Source organism: Streptomyces sp. HUAS TT11 (assembly GCF_051553595.1).
Taxonomy (GTDB): Bacteria; Actinomycetota; Actinomycetes; order Streptomycetales; family Streptomycetaceae; genus Streptomyces.
Map to the genome: position 1 here is coordinate 1,008,432 of NZ_CP196184.1, position 18,075 is coordinate 1,026,506.

Sequence of the window (18,075 nt, forward strand, 5' to 3'; positions counted from 1 at the left end):
GTGAAAGCACCGGCCCGCCCGGTGGAAAAAGGGTGAACGGGCTGAAGAACCCGCCGGAGGCGGTCGGATCGGCGTGGCCCGAGACGGCCGCGGGCCCCCGCGGCCCGCGGCTACGAGTGCGGCGGCGAAGCCGTCGAGCAGGCGGGAGCCGGCCTGCCGGACCGCGGCGAGGGCGGAACCGGCGGCCGGCTCGATCGGTGGTGCGCGATGCGAAGGACGGGCGGCGGACCCGGGCCGCCCTTCCCCGCGTTCGTCAGGGGCTCACCGCCACGCCGTAGGGGCTGTTGCCGACGGTGATCCTGGCGACGACCTTGCGGGTCCGGGGGTCGATGACGGTGAGCGCATCCGCTCCCGGCTGTGTGACGTACACCGCGTGGTCGGTGACCTCGATATCGAACGGATCGGTGCCGGGGGTGCCCACGGCGACGGTCGTCTCGACGCGGTGGCCGCCGATGTCGACGACGGAGATGCTGCCCGGGCCGATATCGGCCGTGTAGGCGGTCCGGCCGTCCGGGGCGACCGCCACGTCGAAGGGGGCACCGCCCACCGGCACCGCGGTCATCTCCTCCGTCCTGATGTTGATCGCGAGCACCTTCGCCGCCGTCTCGTCGGCGACGTAGGCCGACTCACCGTCGGGGGTGAGGGCGACACCCGCCGGTGTACGGCCCGCGGGGACGTTGCGGGTGACCCGGACCGTACGGGTGTCGATGACGGACAGGTTCCCCGAACCGAGGTTCGCCACATAGGCGGTTGCTCCGTCCCGGCTGAAGGCCACGCTCGCCGGGGAACTGCCGACCGCGACGGTCGCCGTCACCTGATCGGTCCGGGTGTCCAGCACGGAGACGCTGTTCGAGCCCCCGTTGGTGACATAGACGAACCGGCCGTCAGGGCTCACGCCGACATCGGTCGGGTTGTTTCCCACCGGAACGGTGCCGGTCAGTTTGTTGGTTCGGGTGTCGAGTTTCGAGATCCGCGCCGCGCCGTTGTCGGCGATGTACACCCGCGAACCGTCGGGGCTGACCGCGATGCCTTCGGGCGCCATCCCCGCGTCCACGGTGGCGACGACCTTGTTGCTGCGGGCGTCGATCACCGACAGCGTGTTGTCGAAATGGTTGGTGACGTACACGCGGCCGCCTGCCGCCCGGTCCGCGGCCGCGTGTGGCCCGGACTCCGATACCGCACCACCGGGGGCGGCCGATGTGCAGGAGGTGAGCAGGACGGCCGCGCCGACCGCGAGGGCCGGCCGGCGTCCTCCGCGGCCCCTTCCGGGGGCGCGGCGGGCTCGGGTCCGCAGGGCAGGGAACATCGCGCCTCCTGTGCGTGTCGCTGGTGGTTCGGCCGTGCCCGTGCCGGGCGGTCCCGGTTCGGCCGTGCGGTGACATCCGTCAGGTCAGCAGACCGCTGGCGAAGTAGTCGTGTTCGTCGCGCACACCCGGTACCGCGAAGAAGTAGCCGCCGCCGCGGGGGCTGATGTAGGGCACCAGCGCCTCCGCCTCCAGCCGGGTCTGCATCGCGATGTAGGTGCCGAGTTCGCGTTGGAAGGAGACGAAGGCATGTCCCAGGTCGAGTTCGCGCGCGTCGAGGCTGCGGTCGTAGTCGTAGCCCCGCCGCAGGAGGGCGCTCGTGGACGCGGTCTCGGGCGTCTGCGGATTGGCCAGCCTGATATGCGAGTTGATCGGTGTGAGCAGGCCCTGCGGGTCATTGGTGTACACGGGAACCATGCGGTCCGAGGCGTCGTCGGACGCGGCGTACACGGGCGCACCGCTCACCTTGCGCCGCCCGAAGATCCGCTCCTGCTGGGCGACGGGCACCCTCTGCCACGCGTCGATGAAGAAATGGACGATGCGCACGACGTGGTACGTGCCGCCCACCGCCCACGCCGGTTCCGCCGACTTCGGTTGCGTCCAGACCACTTGGTCCATCCGGCCGGCGTTCGCGGTGTCCGGATTGGTGATGCCGTGCTTGAAACCGAACCAGTCCCGGCGGAACCGGTCGTGGCGTGGCGGATTGCGCCGGCCGTCGAGACGCCAACGCAGCTTCATGGCGCCCTTGGTGCTGTTCAGGATGTCGACCAGCGCGTGCACGGTGGTGTCGCGGTGGTCGGCGCATATCTGGATCAGCAGGTCGCCATGGCAGATCGAGGGGCTCAGTTCGTCGTGGAGGAAGGGTTCCATGGTGACGAGCTGGACCGGCTTGCGCGAGGCGAGTCCGTAGCGGTCGTCGAAGAGGGAAGCGCCCAGTGACAACGTGAGGGTGAGGTTGTCCGCCTCGACCGTCGGTCCCACGATCCCGTTGTCCGAGGGCACCGAGTCGGGCGGCACCTTCGGCGGTGTTCCGCCTGTCGTGAGGAAGCGGGCCCGGTCGGTCAGCGTGCGGAACAGATCGGTGAGCCCGTCGCTGTCGTCGGCGGTCACGTCGCAGGAGAGGAATATCGCGTCCTGCTGGGGTGGGGTGGCTATGCCCGCCTGGTGGTGACCTTCGAAGGGAACCGCACCTGCCCGCGCCGCGACCGCGCCCGGCGTGTCCGCCTGTGCCTCCCGGTCACCGAGGACGGTTCCCGCCGTCGCTCCCGCGACACCTGCCGCGGTGGCGTGGAGGAACGACCGCCGGGCGAAGACGTCTGCCGGGCACCCGTCGCCGCTCCGCTCCTGCTCAACGGACGGGGAACTTTCCTCAGTCATGGTGGTCCTCATGGGTAGGGGCGGACGGCGGACCGCGCCGATGACCCGGTGGATGTAGCGGAGTCGGCCGGACAGCGGGCGGCGCAACGGTTCACGGTTGCACCGATCAGGGCCTGACCTGCGGATTCGATCGCGCGGGTGCTCGCTAGTCGAAACATATCGGCGCCGTGCACCCGGGCCACTCGGGAGGCGCCCATGCGGGTGAGGGCGCCCACCTGTCCCGAAGAGCGCGCCGGCCACCCGGCCCGTCCCGGTGCCGTCCGCCGTCCGCGTCGTTCTGCGGGCCCTGCCGAGGACGACGCGACCGGGGGCCGCCCGCCGGACCGCCCAGCGACGGGGACGGGCGGGTCCGGAGTCCGTGGACGATGATGATGCCGGACCGTCTCCCGCGGCGTGTGCGGCGGACATCGTGCACGCCGCGCGCGTGGTAGCCCGCGACCCGCGTCCGCGGGCGGGTGTCGTGGGTCCTTCGGCGGTGCGCCCGCCCGGTGGAGAGACCGTGGCACCGGGTGGCTCTCCGACAGGGTCGGCGCCGCGGCGATGGAGTGGTGCCGGACGGGGCGCAGAGCACCCCTGCCGGACGACGCCGGCCGTGGCCACACACGACGGAGGAGGATCATGACCGCTCAGGTCCCGAAGGCGGGTCGCCCACGCAGCGAGCCGGCGCGGCGGGCCGTCCTCACCGCGTGCGGCGAACTGCTGCAGCAAGGTGGACTGCGCGCGGCGACGACCGACCGGATCGCCGCCCTGAGCGGAGTCAGCAAGGCGACGATCTACAAGTGGTGGCCGAACAAGTACGCGGTCGCCCTCGAAGCCTTCCTGTCGCAGATGGATGCCGAGTCACCGGACCCGGACACCGGCTCGGCGGCCGAGGACTTCCGACTCACGGTGCGCGGCACGGCACGGTTCTACGCGAGCCCGATCGGGCGGATCTTCGCACAGTTGCTGGCGGAGGCTCAGAGTGATCCGACGGAGGCTTCGGATCTGCTCGGGCGGCTCGTCACCTCCCGGCGGGGCGTGGTGCGGGCCATCTGGGATCGCGGCGTCCTACGGGGCGAACTGCGTGACGACGTCGACCCGGACGTCGCTCTCGATCTCTTCTTCGGGCCGTTGGTGTACCGGATGCTGGCCGGCCACGCACCCCTGGACGAGCGGGCGGCTGACGAGGTCGTCCGCGTCGCACTGAGCGGACTGAACCGGATGAACCCACACGAAACTACATAAAAATTAAATTAGACACCCTAACGGGAATTGTGCCCGTCTCCCGAACGTTGACAGGGATGGAAAACGAAACGTTCAGTTTCAGAAGGAGGGTGGGCAGCACCGCACCTGAGGTCTCCCCCATGATCCGCCGGGGACGGAACCGCGCGAGCGAGGACGCCTCACCGCCGCTAGGCCGAGCCCACGCCGTGGGCGGCACTGCCGCCCACGGAGGCGCTGCCCGGCCCCTCGGACGAAGTGATCGCAGCAGGCCACGGCAAGGACGCCGGCGCCGTGGCCGTCGCTGTCACCGCAGGGCGGCCCGTCCCACGCACGCCACCGTTCCGGTGGCGGCCGGGCGACCGCGGCGGGCCTGCCGGCACCACCACCACGAAAGGAGATCGACGTCATGACCCTGGCGGTCTACGAGGTCGACGTCCCGACGACCAACGGCGACGGACTCCGCGGAGTGCACGTCTTCACAGGCCGAGCCCACAGCCCCGCAAACGCGCTGCGCCTCGCGCAGGAGGTCTACGCCGCCGCCGTCGCCGCGCGGCGGGCCGGACTCGAGATCCCGCGCATGCGGCCGGACGGCTGGGTGGCACGCGGGATACGTCCCGGCTGGGAGCCCGACTGGTCGGCCGCGACCGCCGGACGCTGGAACGACCCGCACAGCTTCGTCCGCACCTACGACCTGGACCCGTGATCCTGCCGTGCGCGAGACGGCCGTCCGTGCACCAGGGCTCCGCACCACGCGCACGCAACCGGTGCCGCGCCGGGACCGGGCGGCGGGGCCGCATGCCGGGTGACGCCGGTGCGGCCCGCGGCCCGTGCCCGTAGCGGACGGCCGGGGCGAGGAACCTCCGGCCGTCACCGGCCGCCGACGGCCGCCTCACGACGCGAGGACGACGGCGGAGGCGGTGTCACCGATTCCGAGGGCGCGCCGGCCCAGTCGCCCTCGCCCCACCGGAAGAACCGGTCCAGAGCCGTCGCGGCCTGGACCGGTCGCGGCGATCGCCAGGGCGGCAACGGCGATGCAGACGCTGCACTCGATCCCGTCGCCCCACCGTCGACCATGAATGCGCGCCTTTTCGGGCAGGGTTCGGTCGACGTCTCCGCGTCGTGGGCGAAGCATTGAAATGGCGCGTCTGCACGCCGTGACAGAACGCGGGCCACCTCTATTCGGCCTTACCCGAAAGCCGGAACTCCGCACGATTCCGCTCTCGCGACCGGGATTCCTGAAGAGTCAGGTCCGGGCGCAGTCCGGACCCGGGGTATTCCATCTGCATAAGGCAAACCGGCGTCACCCGGGTTCACACCGCGGTGCGACCGCCGTCGACGGGAAGCACGACGCCGTGCACAAAACCGGCCGCGTCACCCACGAGGTAGACGATGCTCGCGGCGATCTCCTCGGGGGAAGCCGGCCGACCGGCCGGGGCCTGCGCCGCGAGGCCCGCCAGGTCGTCCCCCATCGACTCGGTTCCCTCCGTCCTCGTCGGGCCGACGAGGATCGCGTTGACCCGCACCCCGCTGGGCCCGTACTCGGCCGCCCACGACTTGGTCAGAAGGTTCACCGCGGCCTTGCTCGAGCCGTACAGGGCCATTCCCGGCACGCCGTACTCGGACACCATGGTGCTCACGTTGACGATCGCGCCCTTGCCGCGCTCGGCCATACGCGGTGCGAGTTCGGCGACCAGGAAGAACTTCGCCTTGACGTTCAGCGAGTAGACGGCGTCGAACTCCTCCTCGGTGAACCGGTCGGTGGGCTTGAAGGGGTAGATCCCCGCGTTGTTCACCAGGATGTCCACCCGGCCGCCGCCCAGCTCGGTGGCGCGGCGGGCGAGTTGCCGCGCCGACTCGGCGCCGCGGAGGTCCGCCTTGACGAAGTCCGCCTTGCCGCCCCGCTCCCGGACGGTCTCCACGACGGCCTCACCGCGCAGCTCGTCGCGGCCCGCGACCAGCACATGGGCTCCCTGCTCGGCCAATGCGAGCGCGGTCGCGGCCCCGATGCCACTGGTCGCGCCGGTCACCAGCGCGACGTTTCCCGCGAGGGGCAACGAATTCATGACGACGCCTTTCGTTGTTCCGGATCCCCGAGCCGTGATTTCCCGGCCCGGCAAAACCGCCTGATTTGCGATGGGCCCATGCCATCACACAGCACGGATTCCCGACCACTTGCGGCCAGAGGGATCGGTTATGGCGGCCAAAGAGAAAGGTTCTGCCCTCGCGGATTCCGCGACTTCCCCGGCAGGACAGCCGGTATTCCCCGGGTCCGATCCGCACGGTGACGACGGCCCCCGCGCCGGCACTGCGGCGATGCGACCGCGCCGCCGGGGGCCGTCAGCTCGGCGACGGCTGCTCGAACGCGGCGATCAGGCGCCCCAGATCCTGGCGGCGGGAGGCGGCCGGCCACACGGCCCACGTCCGGCGGACGATGGGATGGCCGGCCAGCGGCGACCACGCCACGTTGTCGGGAATCGGGTGCGGCCAGTCCGGCGGAGCGAGCGCGAAGGCCCGTCCCGCGCTCACGGCCGCGAGTTTCACCTCCGCGATGAGCCGCTGCCCTTCCGGCGCCTGCGCCCCCGGGTCCAGGCCGTGGCTGCGCAGGATCGCGGTCAGCTCGTCGTACCAGGCGGGACTGTCCGCCCGGGGAAAGGCCAGCCACTCCAGACCCGCCAGCGCATCGAGCGCGATCCCTTCCGGTCCGGACAGTTCGGCCGCCTGCGGCGCGGCCAGCAGTACGCCGAGTTCTTCTCTGTTGACCAGCATCGCGTCGAACTCCTGCCCGATCGGCCGCTCCCGCAGCAGACCCACATCGAGTTCGCCGTCGTGCAACGCGGACAGCTGCTCCGTCGTGGACAGATGCCGGACCTGCACACGGGTGTCAGGACAGGCCTCCGCCAGCTCGCCGAGCGCGGGAGTCAGCAGTCGCGAAGGAAACTCCAGCGGAATACCGATCCGCAGCACACCGCCGCCCCCGCCGGCGAACCGTGCCATCCTGCGCAACGCCTGATCGTGCCGGGCCAGCACCGCACGCGCCTCCCCCAGCAAGGCGGCCCCCGCGTCGGTGGCACGTACGCCGGTACTGCTGCGCACCAGCAGCTTCACCCGGAGCTGACGCTCCAGACCGCTGACCGTCTGGGACAGTGCCGGCTGACTGACGTGCAACCGTCGGGCCGCCGCCGAGAAGCCGCCTTCCTCGACCACGGCCACGAAGGCGTGCAACTCCCGCAACTCCATGCAGCCATCGCACCACGGGAGCGGTCACTCGAGCCACCACGGCCAGAAGCTCCCCTTATATGCCGTATCGGCACAATGAATAACCCTCTAGCCATGAATTTTCGGATTCTAGAGGTTATAGGGAGCACCAGGCGGGGTAACCAGCCGCCCCGCAGTGGTCACTCGCGGTCCGTCGACGTCGGCGGGCCGTCCCGCGGGGCAGTCCGCCCGTCGGGTGCACCCACGAAGGAGCAGGATGCAGCGCCGGCCGCCGTTGGCGACGAACAGTCCCACCACCCTCAGCCGGGGGTACAGGTGGGTTGCCCTGTGGTCCGTCCCCATCGTGGCCGTCCCCGTGGCCGACTTGTTCCTTCCGCCGGACATCCATCTCGCCTACCTCCTCGTGGTCCCGCTCGCGCTCTCCACGGCCTTCGCGGACACGCGCCGGACGGCCGCCCTCGCCGCACTCGCCGTGGCGGCACTCATCGCCGCGGGTGCCGAGCGGCATGCACTGACCACCGAGAACGTTCTGGTGCAGTTGCTCTCCCTGGTGCTGTTCTCGCTTCTGCTCCTGATCGTCACCCGGGTGAGAGAGCAGCAGCAGCGCCAACTGGCCGGAGCCCGCCGGGTCTCGGAGGCCACACAGGCCGTACTGATGCGCCCGCTGCCACGGCGCTCAGGACCGGTGTATCTGGCCTCCACCTATGTGGCCGCGGAGGCCGAGGCCCGTATCGGAGGCGATCTCTATGCGCTGGTCCGCACGGCCGGGGCCACCAGATTGATCATCGGCGACGCGCGCGGGAAGGGGCTCGACGCCATCGGCGACATCCAGGCGGTCCTCGGCGCGTTCCGCTTCGGTGCGAACCAGTACTCCACCCTGTCCGACCTGGTCGCCGCCCTGGACCGCAGTGTGCGGTGGGACCTGGCGCAGACGTCCGGCCCCGAGACGGCGGAGTGGCCCGGGGAGCGCTTCGTGACGGCCGCCGTCCTCGAGATCCCGGACCATGAGCCCCGGGCCCGCCTGTTCAGTTTCGGCCACGTGCCTCCGCTCCTGCTGCACGACGGCACCGTCGTGCCCATCGACGTCCGTGATCCCGCTCCCCCGCTGGGGCTCGGAGCTCTGGCCGAGTCCTCCCACACGCCCGTCACCTTCCGCTTCACCCCGGGTGACCGGCTGCTTCTGTACACCGACGGAGTCAGCGAGACGCGAAACGAACAAGGCGCCTTCTACCCGCTGGCGGAGCGACTGACCGCCTGGACCGAACAGCGGCCGGAGAGGCTCGTACAGACTATCCGCGAGGACCTCAGGGAGTTCTCGGGCGGGTACCACGCGGACGACATGGCCCTCATCGTGCTGGAGCGGGACGAGTCGCCGGTGCGACCCCGCGTCCTTCCCACGTCACGGCGCCTGTGACGTGCGGCGAACACCTCGAATGCGCGGGAGTGAGCGGGGCCGCGGGCTGCCGGGGATCCGCCCGCCGTGGGCGAACGACCCCGCAGACCCCTCGGGCGGGACCCGTCAGTCCTGGGCGCGCTGGTAGGCGGCGAGCAGGAACAGCCAGATCTCGCTGACGGTCGGGAAACACGCCACCGCGTGCCGCAGCCGCTTGAGCGGGATCTCCCCGGCCACCGCGACGGTCGCGGAGTGCAGCAGCTCGCTGACTCCAGGACCGACGAACGTCACCCCGAGCAGGATCTCCCGGTCGGCATCGACCACCATCCGGGCATGCCCCCGGTAGCCGTCGGCGTAGAGATTGGCTCCCTGGGCGGCGTTGAAGTCGAGGTCGATGATCTTGATGCGGTGGCCGGCCGCGGCCGCCTGCTCGGCGGTCACCCCCACCGCGGCTGCCTCCGGGTCGGTGAAGAACACCTGGGGAACGGCATGCTGGTCGGCCGTGGTCGCATGGTCGCCCCACGGTGCGTCGTCCACTGCGAGGCCCCCCGCCCTCGCCCCGATGACGTCACCCGCGGTGCGGGCCTGATATTTGCCCTGGTGGGTCAGCAGAGCCCGGTGATTGACGTCCCCGAGCGCATACAGCCAATGTCCCTCCACCCCGCGGACCAGGCACGTCGTGTCCACGTCCAGCCACGCCCCCGGGGTCAGTCCCACCGTCTCCAGACCGATGTCCTCGGTCGCGGGGATGCGTCCCGTGGCGCACATGACCTCGTCCGCCTCCAGTTCACTGCCGTCGTCCAGAGTGACCGTGACCGGCCCGCCGGGGTCCGGGCGGCGCAGCGCGGTGACCTGCACCCCGGTCCGTACGTCAGCGCCCGCCTCGGTCAGACCACGCTCCAGCAGTTCCCCCGCGAAGGACTCCATCCGGGGCAGCAGCCCGCGGCGGGCGAGCAGGGTGACCTGCGAGCCCAGTCCCTGCCACAAGGTCGCCATCTCGACCCCGACTCCGCCGCCGCCCACGATCACGAGCCGCCCGGGCACCGTGCTGGAGTCGGTCCCGTGCCGGTTCGTCCAGGGCCTGGCCTCCCGGATGCCGGGGATCTCCGGCAGGAGGGGCAGGCTGCCGGTGGCGACGGCCACCGCATGCCGCGCGCTGAGGGTGTGCCGGGTGCCGTCGTCCCGGGTCACCGTGACCCGGCGCGGGCCGTCGATGCGCGCATGACCCCGGAACAGGTCGGCGCCGAGGGACTTGACCCTCTCCACCTGCTTCGCGTCGTCCCAGTCCGACACATAGTGATTGCGGCGGGCGAACACCTGAACAGTGTCCAGATCGCCGGCGACCGCCTGCCGGGCACCGTCCACACGGCGGGCATCGGCGACCGCGATGACCGGCCTCAGCAGTGCCTTGCTGGGCACACACGCCCAGTACGAGCACTCGCCGCCCACGAGTTCCCGCTCCGCGACAGCCACGGTGAGACCGGCCGCCAAGGCCCGGTCGGCGATGTTCTGGCCGACCGGACCGGCACCCAGCACGATGACGTCATAGGTGTCGCCTGCCTGGTTCTCGGCTGTTTCACTCATCGTTCCCTCGCCTCGTGATCACGGCGGAGCAACTGCGGTCCATGGACCCGGGGCGGCTGTTCTGACGGGCCGTTCCGGGGCTGGAAATGCGTCGCTGCGCTTTCGGCCCATGTAACCGCGCCGAGTCCGGCGGTCACCACAGCCGGGCCATGGGTCTCACGAACAGCGGCCACAAGCGCCCCTTTTGGACGCACGGGGGAAAACGGCCGCGCCGGTCATCCGGCCCGGACGGCGCGACCAGCCCGTGTGCGAGCCACTCGCCTGCCGCACACATCCGTGCGGCAGGATGGGGCCATGAGCGTAGTCAAGATCCAAAAATGAGATTGTCCAGCTACGCACATGACCCTGAGCTGCGGAAACGTTGCACTTGCCTTCCTCGCTGGAGCGAGAGCGGTAGCCGTCACGTCCAGCCGGTCAGCTCGAGCGGACGGTTGCGCGGCGTCAGTGCGCGTGTACTCGGCTTCCGTGTCATCCAGGTCCAGCTCTTCAATAGAGATCATCAGGCGCTCTACTTCCTGCCTCAGCCGTTCAGCGCGCTTGGGATCGGGCGCACGGTCGTCAAAGACGCAAGAGCGAAGCACCTCCGCGAGGCCGGCCAGCCACTTACCCATCCCGCTGCGAATGAGCGGGAGATCACGCCGCTCACCTGATGGGGTCGTCCACGCGGAACCATCCCGGAGGAACGGCAAGGGTTCGGGAGCCATGTCGGCGTGCTGTGTGACGACGGCAAGCGCGGGATGGGCGCGAGCGTTATCTATGTACATGGGCAACCCCATAACTCCTTGTCGTTGTGGCTGGTCTGCGCCGTCTTGCAGGTGAGCAGCCGATTTGGTGACTTGCCGGGGGCCGAACGCTCCTCGGAGGGGTGATCAACCTGCCTCATTCCCGCAGGCCAGAAGCCGATTAGGTGATTAGAGAGGCGCAAAACCATCCACCGCTGCAGCGCAATGCCGAAGTGACGCCCGAACGTCACCTTCGTCATTCCCGCAGGTCAGCGCGGTGATGGGTAAAGCCGTTTCGTCACCTCGGTCGCCCGCGCCGACGCACTACGCTTTTCTAGGAGCGCAACGGCCTCCAAGGCGCTGTACGACTGTCTGCGGGCACGAGAAAGCCCCGCACGATTCCCACCAGGGACGCTCGAACGGGGCTCAGAGGGGCGCTCAGGCGCCTACATGGCTGGCGCCTCCACCCAGTGCACGGCCACCCGCTCCGCCGTGTTCGCGTTCCGGCCTCTGCCTACGCTGCGTGCCACGCTCACACGGTCAACGAACAGCGCAAGGAACTCCCGCCGTTCAGAAAGGTCCCAGCCGGCCCACGTCGACTCCGGGCCAAGCGGGTCCCCCTCCGGTGCAGTCCACTCTGACGGGACAGCTACCTTGCCAGCCTCAGCGGTTCCCAGCTCGTCCACGCGTCCGGCCGTACGTTCCTCATGGGCTGTCAGCCGTTCCACTGACTCACGGAACATCTGGTCACCCACGGCACCCGCGTACAAGCCTGCCTGCCGGTCGACATACAGCGTGCGAAGCGCTTCTCGCACGTGCTCCAACTCGACCCGTGCGGCGGCTAGTTCAGCCCGTCGCTCGCCCGTGTCCCCTTGCGCTGCAAACCGGCGTGCGGCCTCCGCGAGCCATTCGAGATCTTCGGGGTCTTCGGGGTCCAGCGCTGTCAGGCGGGACCACACGGTACGGGCCACCACGTCATCAGCTGCGTCCATGTTGATGGCCAGACCACCGTGTCCCGGTACGGCGCCGGACTGGGCCCGATTGCAGCGATAGAGCGGCTTGCCGTTGCGCTTGTCCGTGACCATGGAGCTACCGCAGACCTCGCAGAACAGCATCCCGGCGGAACCGAGCAGGGACGGCACGGAACGGCCACCCTGGCGAACCACCTGGGGCGTACGGCCGTCGAGTACGTCCTGAAGCCGCCACCAATCATCGGCGGGAACGATGCCCTCATGCGCCACCAGCGGGGCCCCTGAGTTGTCGCGCAGGATGACGCGCTTGGTCCCATGGCGTTCGGCGGCGTAGCCAGCAAGGCGCGGGTCACGGAGGATGCGGAGCACAGTGGACGACACCCACGTCGTACGCTCCAGCGGCCGGCTTACGCCTCGGGCCTGGCGGGCGGTCACACGCGCTGGCATGTCCGCTGCTTTGGTCGGTACGCCGTCAGTGTTCAACTTGCGAGCCATGGCCGATGCGGTCATGCCGCCCAGCGCCCAGGACACCATGTCGCGCACGTACGGGGCCTCAGCGGGATCGGGGACGAGCTTGACCACCACCAGTTCCCCGCGCGTCTCACGCGTCGGCTGGAAGCCGTAGGGGGCCATGCCGGATACGTGGCTACCCGCTGCCCTCAGCGTCTCTTTCGTCGCCGTGATGTACGCCGACTTCATGTCGGACTCTTGCTGGGCCAGCGCAGCGATAAGGCCGAAGATCGCGACGCCCATGGGGGTGGACGTGTCCAGGTAGGGCTCTTCGACGCTGACGAGCAGTACGCCGTGTTTGGCCAACTCCTCATTGATCAGCATGGCCTCAAGAGCACCCTGTCGAGTGAGGCGGGACAGCGACAACACGACCACTGCATCTACGCGCCCGGCGCGAACGGCCGACATCATCTCCTCGAACTCCGGCCGGACGACCTTGGGGTCCCAGCCGGATTTACCGACGTCGGCGAAGTGGCCCGCGTTGTCCCAGCCTTTGGCTGTGATCAGCGCCTCGCACTTGATCCGCTGTGCTTCGGGGGACGACGCGGAGTCGTCCTCACGCTTCCTTGACTGTCGGATGTAGGACACTGCGCGCACATGGTCCAGGTTAGGGGTCCAGCCGAGGCCCCGTTTGACGAGAGGTGTCATGTGCCTAGCGTAGTAAAAATCAACGTACTGACCGTCCCGGCCGAGCAGCGTGAAACGCTGGAGAAGCGCTTCGCCTCACGTGCCCACGCGGTCGAGAGCTCCGACGGGTTCGAGTGGTTCGAGCTCCTGCGGCCGGTCGAGGGCACCGACGACTACCTCGTCTACACCCGGTGGCGTGACGAGGAGTCCTTCCAGGCGTGGTTGGAGGGGCCCATGAAGGCAGCCCACCAGGGCGCCGGCGGGGAGGGCGGCGAGCGGCCGAAGCCGGCGGCCAGTGGGTCGACGCTGTGGTCCTTCGAGGTCGTCCAGCAGGCGGCACCGAAGAACGCGTAGGCGGTCCGCCGTCGTCCCTGCACCACGGCCGTCGGAGCGGGTGCCGTACAGCAGGAACCGGCCCTGAGCGTCACGTTCGCGCGGCTGCCCGACCACCCCGTGCCGCGGGCCACACGGCACAGACCCCGGCCGACCCGGCCTGAGCCGGTGGAGCCGATGTGCTTCACCGGCACCACGGCACCGGGCACCGAAAACACCGGAACGATCACCCGGTTGGGCCAATCCTCCACGGACGGAACAACGCGAGGCACGGCACGCGCCGGGGAACGTCGGCGGACCGGCCGTTTCACGCTGTCGGACGAACCCCCGGGCGATGGGGGCGGCGTGTGTCCTCCCCTGGACCACGCCGCCCCGCTCCCGCCCTCGCGGCGTGGCGTCTACCCACGGCGAGCCCCTTCACTCCACGCCCTGTCGGTGGACGAGCACCGGTGGGATGGCGGGTCCGTGAAGCGGCGGCGCCGCGATGGGACCGGGCTGCTCGCAGTCGACATGCACACAGCGGCGAAGAGCGGGCAGACGGCAGAAGAGGGGCCGCTGCGGCGTGAGGGGGCCTCATGGGTCCCGGCAGGACATGCCGGGCCGTCGCTGCGAGGGTGGGAAGGGCGAGGGGTGGACCGTGGAAGTCTCGGCCGAGGCGGGGCGTTCCGGCGCGTCATCGTGCGGCGGGACGCGGCTGCAGGTGTATCCGCTGACGGGCCGCCCCGGTGTGCGCGCGATCGGGGAGATCGGCCTCGTCACCCGAACCGCCTGGCGGGAGGCGCTCACCCGGCTGCTGCGGAGCAGTGCGGACCGCCTTCATGTGGACATGTCCCGGGTGGCCTTCATCGACGTGGCGGGAGTGACGGATCTGGCGGTGGCCGCGCAGTCTCTGTCCGGGGGGCGGAGGATTGTGCTTCACCGACCGCCGCCGCAGGTGGCGCGCGTACTCGCAGTCTGCTGGCCCGAGCTGGGTGGGATCGAGGTGGCACCGTGACCAACGCAGTGACCACGGACGAGATGTTCGTGCATCCGGCGCTGTTCTATCGCGGCGAGCAGGAGTTCCTGGAGGGCACGGTTCCTTTCGTCCTTGCCGGTCTGGCCGCGGCGGAACCGGTCGCCGTCGCCACCCCACCCGAGCATCTCGAACTGATCAGGCACCACCTCGCCGATCGCGCCGACGAGGTGCAGTTCGTGGACATGACCAGGGCCGGCCGCAACCCGGGGTGGATCATTCCGGGGGTGCTGCGCAGGTTCGCCGACGCCCACGACACCGGCCGCGTGCGCATCATCGGTGAGCCCGTCTGGGCCGGTCGCAGCCGTCTGGAGTATCCGGCGTGCGCGCAGCACGAGGCCCTGATCAACGCCGCGTTCGTCGAGCGTGAGGTGACGATTCTGTGCCCCTACGACACCGTCCGACTCGACCGGCGTGTGCTCGACGACGCCTGGGCCACACACCCGCTGGTGATCGACGGCTCCGGTGAGACCGCCTCGGCCGCCTACGGCCCCGAACTCGTCGTCGCCCGCTACAACGAGGTCCTTCCCGTTCCGCCGGACGCCGAGACGTACCGCTTCGACAGCAGCCGTCAGCTCGCCGGCGCACGCGAGTTCGCCGTCCGGTACGGCGGACGGGCGGGCCTCGACGGACGGCTGCTGAACGATCTGGCCCTCGCCGTGGCCGAGTTGACGACGAACAGCGTCATCCACGGTGCCGGCTCCGGAACGCTGCGGATCTGGACGGAAGGCGAACGCATCGTCTGCGAGGTGCACGACGCGGGGCGCCTCGTCGATCCGCTGGCCGGCCGGCGCCCTCAAGTGCCCAGCGAGCCCGGTGGCAGAGGGCTGCTTCTCGTCAATCACATCGCCGACCTGGTGCGTGTCCACACCGGTGACGCGGGGACCACCATCCGGTTCTACCTCGGCTCCTGACCGCCGGTGAGGTCGGTCGGATCGGGGTCGCGCCCCTGGCCCCGGCGACGGGATCCGCAGGAGCCGGAGGACGGTTCGCCTCCGTCCGGCAAGCGGTCCCCTGCCCGACCGGCGCCGCCCGGCGGACGCCCCCGGCGGGCGGTGGGCAACTCCGCTGCGGGCCGCGGCCGAACGGCGGCGACACCCCTGGCCGGCGGCCGGGTGACGACATGCCGAACCCCGGTACCCGGCTTAGGCTGGCCAGGTCCGCCACCGAGACCCCTGTCCGGGTGACTCGAGTCGATTCGGTACCTACGGGAGCGATCATGGTCGACAACCCCCTGATTCTCGTGACCGGGGCGGCCGGAAGCGTGGGGGCGGTGGGACACCGTGTGGTGAAGAACCTGCGGCGACGGGACCTGAGGGTGCGCGCCCTCGTCCACCGGGAGGACGAACGCGCGGACGCCCTGCGCTCCACGGGTGCCGAGGTGGTGGTGGGCGACCTCGCACGAGCGGAGGACGTCGTCCGGGCCCTGGAGAACTGCGACCGCATGTATTTCGGCATGGGGGTCTCGTCGCAGTACCTCGAGGCGGCACTGGTCACCGCCGCCGCGGCACGTGCCCAGGGACGGCTGCGGATGTTCGTCAACATGTCGCAGATGACCGTCTCCCAGATGGATCTCACCAGCACGGCCGAATCGACGCAGCAGCGTGAGCACTGGCTCATCGAGCAGGTCCTCGACTGGTCGGGCCTTCCGGTCGCCCACATCCGCCCGACGGTCTTCTTGGAGAACCCGATGTTCTCCCTGTTCTGCTTCGCCACGATCGCGCAGGACGGCACCATCCGGCTTCCCTTCGGGACGGGGCGAACCTCACCCGTGGCGGCCGGCGACGTCGCCGATGCCGTTGCCGCCGTCCTCGCGGACCCGGCCTCGCACGTCGGGCACGTCTACGAGCTGACCGGACCGGTCTCGCAGGACATGTCGGCCATGGCTCAGGAGTTCAGCTCGGTCCTCGGGCGCCCCGTGACCTACATCGACACTCCCTACGACCGGTTCGTCGACGAACTTCGACGGCGCGGCCTTCCCGACCACGTCGTCGATCATCTGTCGACGATGGCGCGCCTGCATGCGCAGAACCGCTACGACCGCCTGACCCACGACGTCGAGAAGATCACCGGCCACCGCGCGACGGGCGTACGGGCCTACGTCGAGGACAACCCGGAACTCTTCCGCGCGGCCACGTGATGTCGGCCCGGGAACCCGGCCCCGGGCGGGAGCCGGGGTCCTTCTCACGATGCCGGCCCGTCGCCCCTCACTCGGCGTCGCCGACCTCGCGCACCAGCTCGATCGCCCTGGCCAGGGTGTCCAGCCGCTCCCGTACCGTCTGCCCTGCCGGGTACAGACGGACGGTGTCCACACCGGCGTCGCGCCACACCTCGAGCCGCCGACGCACCATGGACTCGGTGCCGATCAGTGTCGTGCCGAGGACCATGTCGTCGGTCACCAGACGGGCGGCACCGTCCCGGTCGCCGGCCTGCCACCGCTCGCGCACTTCGGCGGCCACCTCCGCCCAACCCTGGCGACTGTAGGCGTTGTTGTAGAAGTTGGTGGAGGCGGTGCCCATGCCACCGAGGCTGAAGGCGAGTTCCTTCTTCCGTTCCGCGGTCATCGCACCGAGTGCGTCCTCATCGGGGGCGAAGGCAACCTCGGCGCCCTGGCAGACGTCCAGTTCGGAGCGCGTGCGCCCGGTGCGGGCCAAGCCGTTGTCGAGGTGGGCGAAGTAGGCGTCGGCCGCGCCTTCCGGTACGAAGCTCGTCCCGAGCCAGCCGTCGGCGACCTCCCCCGTCAGTTCCAGCATGGCCGGTGACAGTGCGGCGAGGTAGACGGGGATCTCGTGCTCGGCCCGCATCGACAGCCGCATCGGCACGCCTTCACCGCCGGGCAGCGGGATGCTGAACTCCGCTCCTGAGTACGAGAGTTTGCCACCGGCGAACACCTGGCGGACGATGTCGACGGTCTCCCGCACACGTCTCAGCGGCCGGGCGAAGGGCACTCCGTGCAGGCCCTCGATCACCTGCGGGCCGGAGGCACCGAGACCGAGCAGGAACCGCCCGCCGGACAGGTTGGAGAGCGTGATGGCGGTCTGCGCGACGGCCGTGGGGGTGCGGGTACCCACCTGTATGACGCCCGAGCCCAGCAGCATCCGGTCGGTGAGCGCGGCATAGTAGCCCAGCGCGGAGGGCGCGTCGGACCCCCATGCCTCGGCCACCCAGCAGACGTCCAGGCCGAGTTTCTCGGCTTCGACGACGAAGTCCGTCTGCTCCGACCGGTGTTCGCCCCCGGAGGCCTCGACGGTGGTGGCGGTGCGCATCAGTGTTCGGCCCGCTTCTTGATCGCCCCCAGGGTCGCGGTGATGCTGTGCTCGAACTCGCGCAACCGCACGAACACGATCTTCTGTTCCTTCTCCGGCATGCGGTCGATGGCCAGGGAGAGTCCGGAGCGGCCGGGTCCCAACTGCATCCATTCCGACAACTCGGTTCCGCCGTCCTTGGCCCGGAGCCGGAAGCGCCAGACCGCGGAGGGCCGTTCCGGGTCCTCCACCGCCCAGGCCAGCGACCGGCCCGGCTCGCACTCGATGACATGTGAGGTGGTCTGCCACTCCCCCAGGGCCTCGTGCCTGCTGCGGCCGACGAACCGGGCGCCGACCGCGGGAGCGGCGGCGCCGTCGAGCCACTCGACCGACTGGAGTTCCTCACTCATGTCCGGCATCAGCTCGATGTCGCTGACCAGTGACCAGACCCGCTCCGACGGAGCGTCGATCCAGGTCCGCACCTCGAGGGTGGGTTTGTCCGCGTAGCGTGCGCCCGTCCACTCCAAGTCGGTCGGCCTCCTCACCATCAAGGGGTTGACCACCAGAGTTGCTTCACA

General features: G+C 70.1%; 15 protein-coding genes. 7 read left to right on the forward strand and 8 right to left on the reverse strand.

From position 1 onward, the window contains the following. Positions 1-253 precede the first annotated feature (253 nt). A complete protein-coding gene (locus ACSHXN_RS04795) occupies positions 254-1,306 on the reverse strand; it encodes a beta-propeller fold lactonase family protein (protein ID WP_438302704.1) in 1,053 nt (350 codons plus the stop codon). Between the two features lie 79 nt (positions 1,307-1,385). Then, entirely contained in the window at positions 1,386-2,681 is a 1,296-nt protein-coding gene (locus tag ACSHXN_RS04800; RefSeq protein ID WP_356110259.1) for a Dyp-type peroxidase, read from the reverse strand. 618 nt (positions 2,682-3,299) lie between these two features. On the opposite strand from ACSHXN_RS04800, the gene ACSHXN_RS04805 reads away from it, so the two are divergent. Together ACSHXN_RS04805 and ACSHXN_RS04810 are read left to right on the forward strand one after the other, a co-directional pair. After that, positions 3,300-3,905, forward strand: coding sequence for a TetR/AcrR family transcriptional regulator (locus ACSHXN_RS04805; RefSeq protein ID WP_355137927.1), 606 nt, complete (start codon positions 3,300-3,302; stop codon positions 3,903-3,905). A gap of 385 nt (positions 3,906-4,290) precedes the next feature. After that, a complete protein-coding gene (locus ACSHXN_RS04810; RefSeq protein ID WP_355137929.1) occupies positions 4,291-4,587 on the forward strand; it encodes a hypothetical protein in 297 nt (98 codons plus the stop codon). A 607-nt stretch (positions 4,588-5,194) separates the two neighbouring features. Here ACSHXN_RS04810 and ACSHXN_RS04815 read toward each other — a convergent pair. Continuing rightward, positions 5,195-5,947 carry an SDR family NAD(P)-dependent oxidoreductase gene (locus tag ACSHXN_RS04815; RefSeq protein WP_355137931.1) on the reverse strand — a complete coding sequence of 251 codons (753 nt, stop codon included), beginning with the start codon at positions 5,945-5,947 and terminating at the stop codon, positions 5,195-5,197. 274 nt (positions 5,948-6,221) lie between these two features. Continuing rightward, positions 6,222-7,121 (reverse strand): LysR family transcriptional regulator, encoded by a 900-nt coding sequence (locus ACSHXN_RS04820; protein WP_355137933.1) that lies wholly within the window; start codon positions 7,119-7,121, stop codon positions 6,222-6,224. A gap of 334 nt (positions 7,122-7,455) precedes the next feature. Here ACSHXN_RS04820 and ACSHXN_RS04825 point away from each other — a divergent pair, with 334 nt between their 5' ends. Beyond that, a complete protein-coding gene (locus tag ACSHXN_RS04825) occupies positions 7,456-8,514 on the forward strand; it encodes a PP2C family protein-serine/threonine phosphatase (RefSeq protein WP_356292388.1) in 1,059 nt (352 codons plus the stop codon). 105 nt (positions 8,515-8,619) lie between these two features. Here ACSHXN_RS04825 and ACSHXN_RS04830 read toward each other — a convergent pair whose 3' ends face one another. Beyond that, on the reverse strand, positions 8,620-10,077 hold the full coding sequence (locus tag ACSHXN_RS04830; protein ID WP_356292389.1) for a dihydrolipoyl dehydrogenase family protein: 1,458 nt from the start codon (positions 10,075-10,077) through the stop codon (positions 8,620-8,622). A gap of 1,168 nt (positions 10,078-11,245) precedes the next feature. Next, entirely contained in the window at positions 11,246-12,928 is a 1,683-nt protein-coding gene (locus tag ACSHXN_RS04835; protein ID WP_438302705.1) for a recombinase family protein, read from the reverse strand. Here ACSHXN_RS04835 and ACSHXN_RS04840 point away from each other — a divergent pair, their 5' ends adjacent. From ACSHXN_RS04840 to ACSHXN_RS04855, 4 genes are all read left to right on the forward strand, one after another. After that, positions 12,929-13,261: an antibiotic biosynthesis monooxygenase family protein gene (locus ACSHXN_RS04840; RefSeq protein ID WP_355137941.1), complete on the forward strand. Its 333-nt coding sequence runs from the start codon at positions 12,929-12,931 to the stop codon at positions 13,259-13,261. A 616-nt stretch (positions 13,262-13,877) separates the two neighbouring features. After that, entirely contained in the window at positions 13,878-14,234 is a 357-nt protein-coding gene (locus ACSHXN_RS04845) for an STAS domain-containing protein (protein WP_355137943.1), read from the forward strand. A gap of 23 nt (positions 14,235-14,257) precedes the next feature. Beyond that, positions 14,258-15,166, forward strand: a complete 909-nt coding sequence (locus tag ACSHXN_RS04850; RefSeq protein ID WP_355138027.1) for a sensor histidine kinase — start codon at positions 14,258-14,260, stop codon at positions 15,164-15,166. 305 nt (positions 15,167-15,471) lie between these two features. Continuing rightward, positions 15,472-16,392, forward strand: coding sequence for an NmrA family NAD(P)-binding protein (locus ACSHXN_RS04855; RefSeq protein WP_355137945.1), 921 nt, complete (start codon positions 15,472-15,474; stop codon positions 16,390-16,392). A 67-nt stretch (positions 16,393-16,459) separates the two neighbouring features. Here ACSHXN_RS04855 and ACSHXN_RS04860 read toward each other — a convergent pair whose 3' ends face one another. Then, positions 16,460-17,518: an LLM class flavin-dependent oxidoreductase gene (locus ACSHXN_RS04860; RefSeq protein WP_438302706.1), complete on the reverse strand. Its 1,059-nt coding sequence runs from the start codon at positions 17,516-17,518 to the stop codon at positions 16,460-16,462. Further along, positions 17,518-18,024 (reverse strand): SRPBCC family protein, encoded by a 507-nt coding sequence (locus ACSHXN_RS04865; RefSeq protein ID WP_355137949.1) that lies wholly within the window; start codon positions 18,022-18,024, stop codon positions 17,518-17,520. The genes ACSHXN_RS04860 and ACSHXN_RS04865 overlap by 1 nt, the downstream gene beginning before the upstream one ends. Positions 18,025-18,075: the final 51 nt, after the last annotated feature.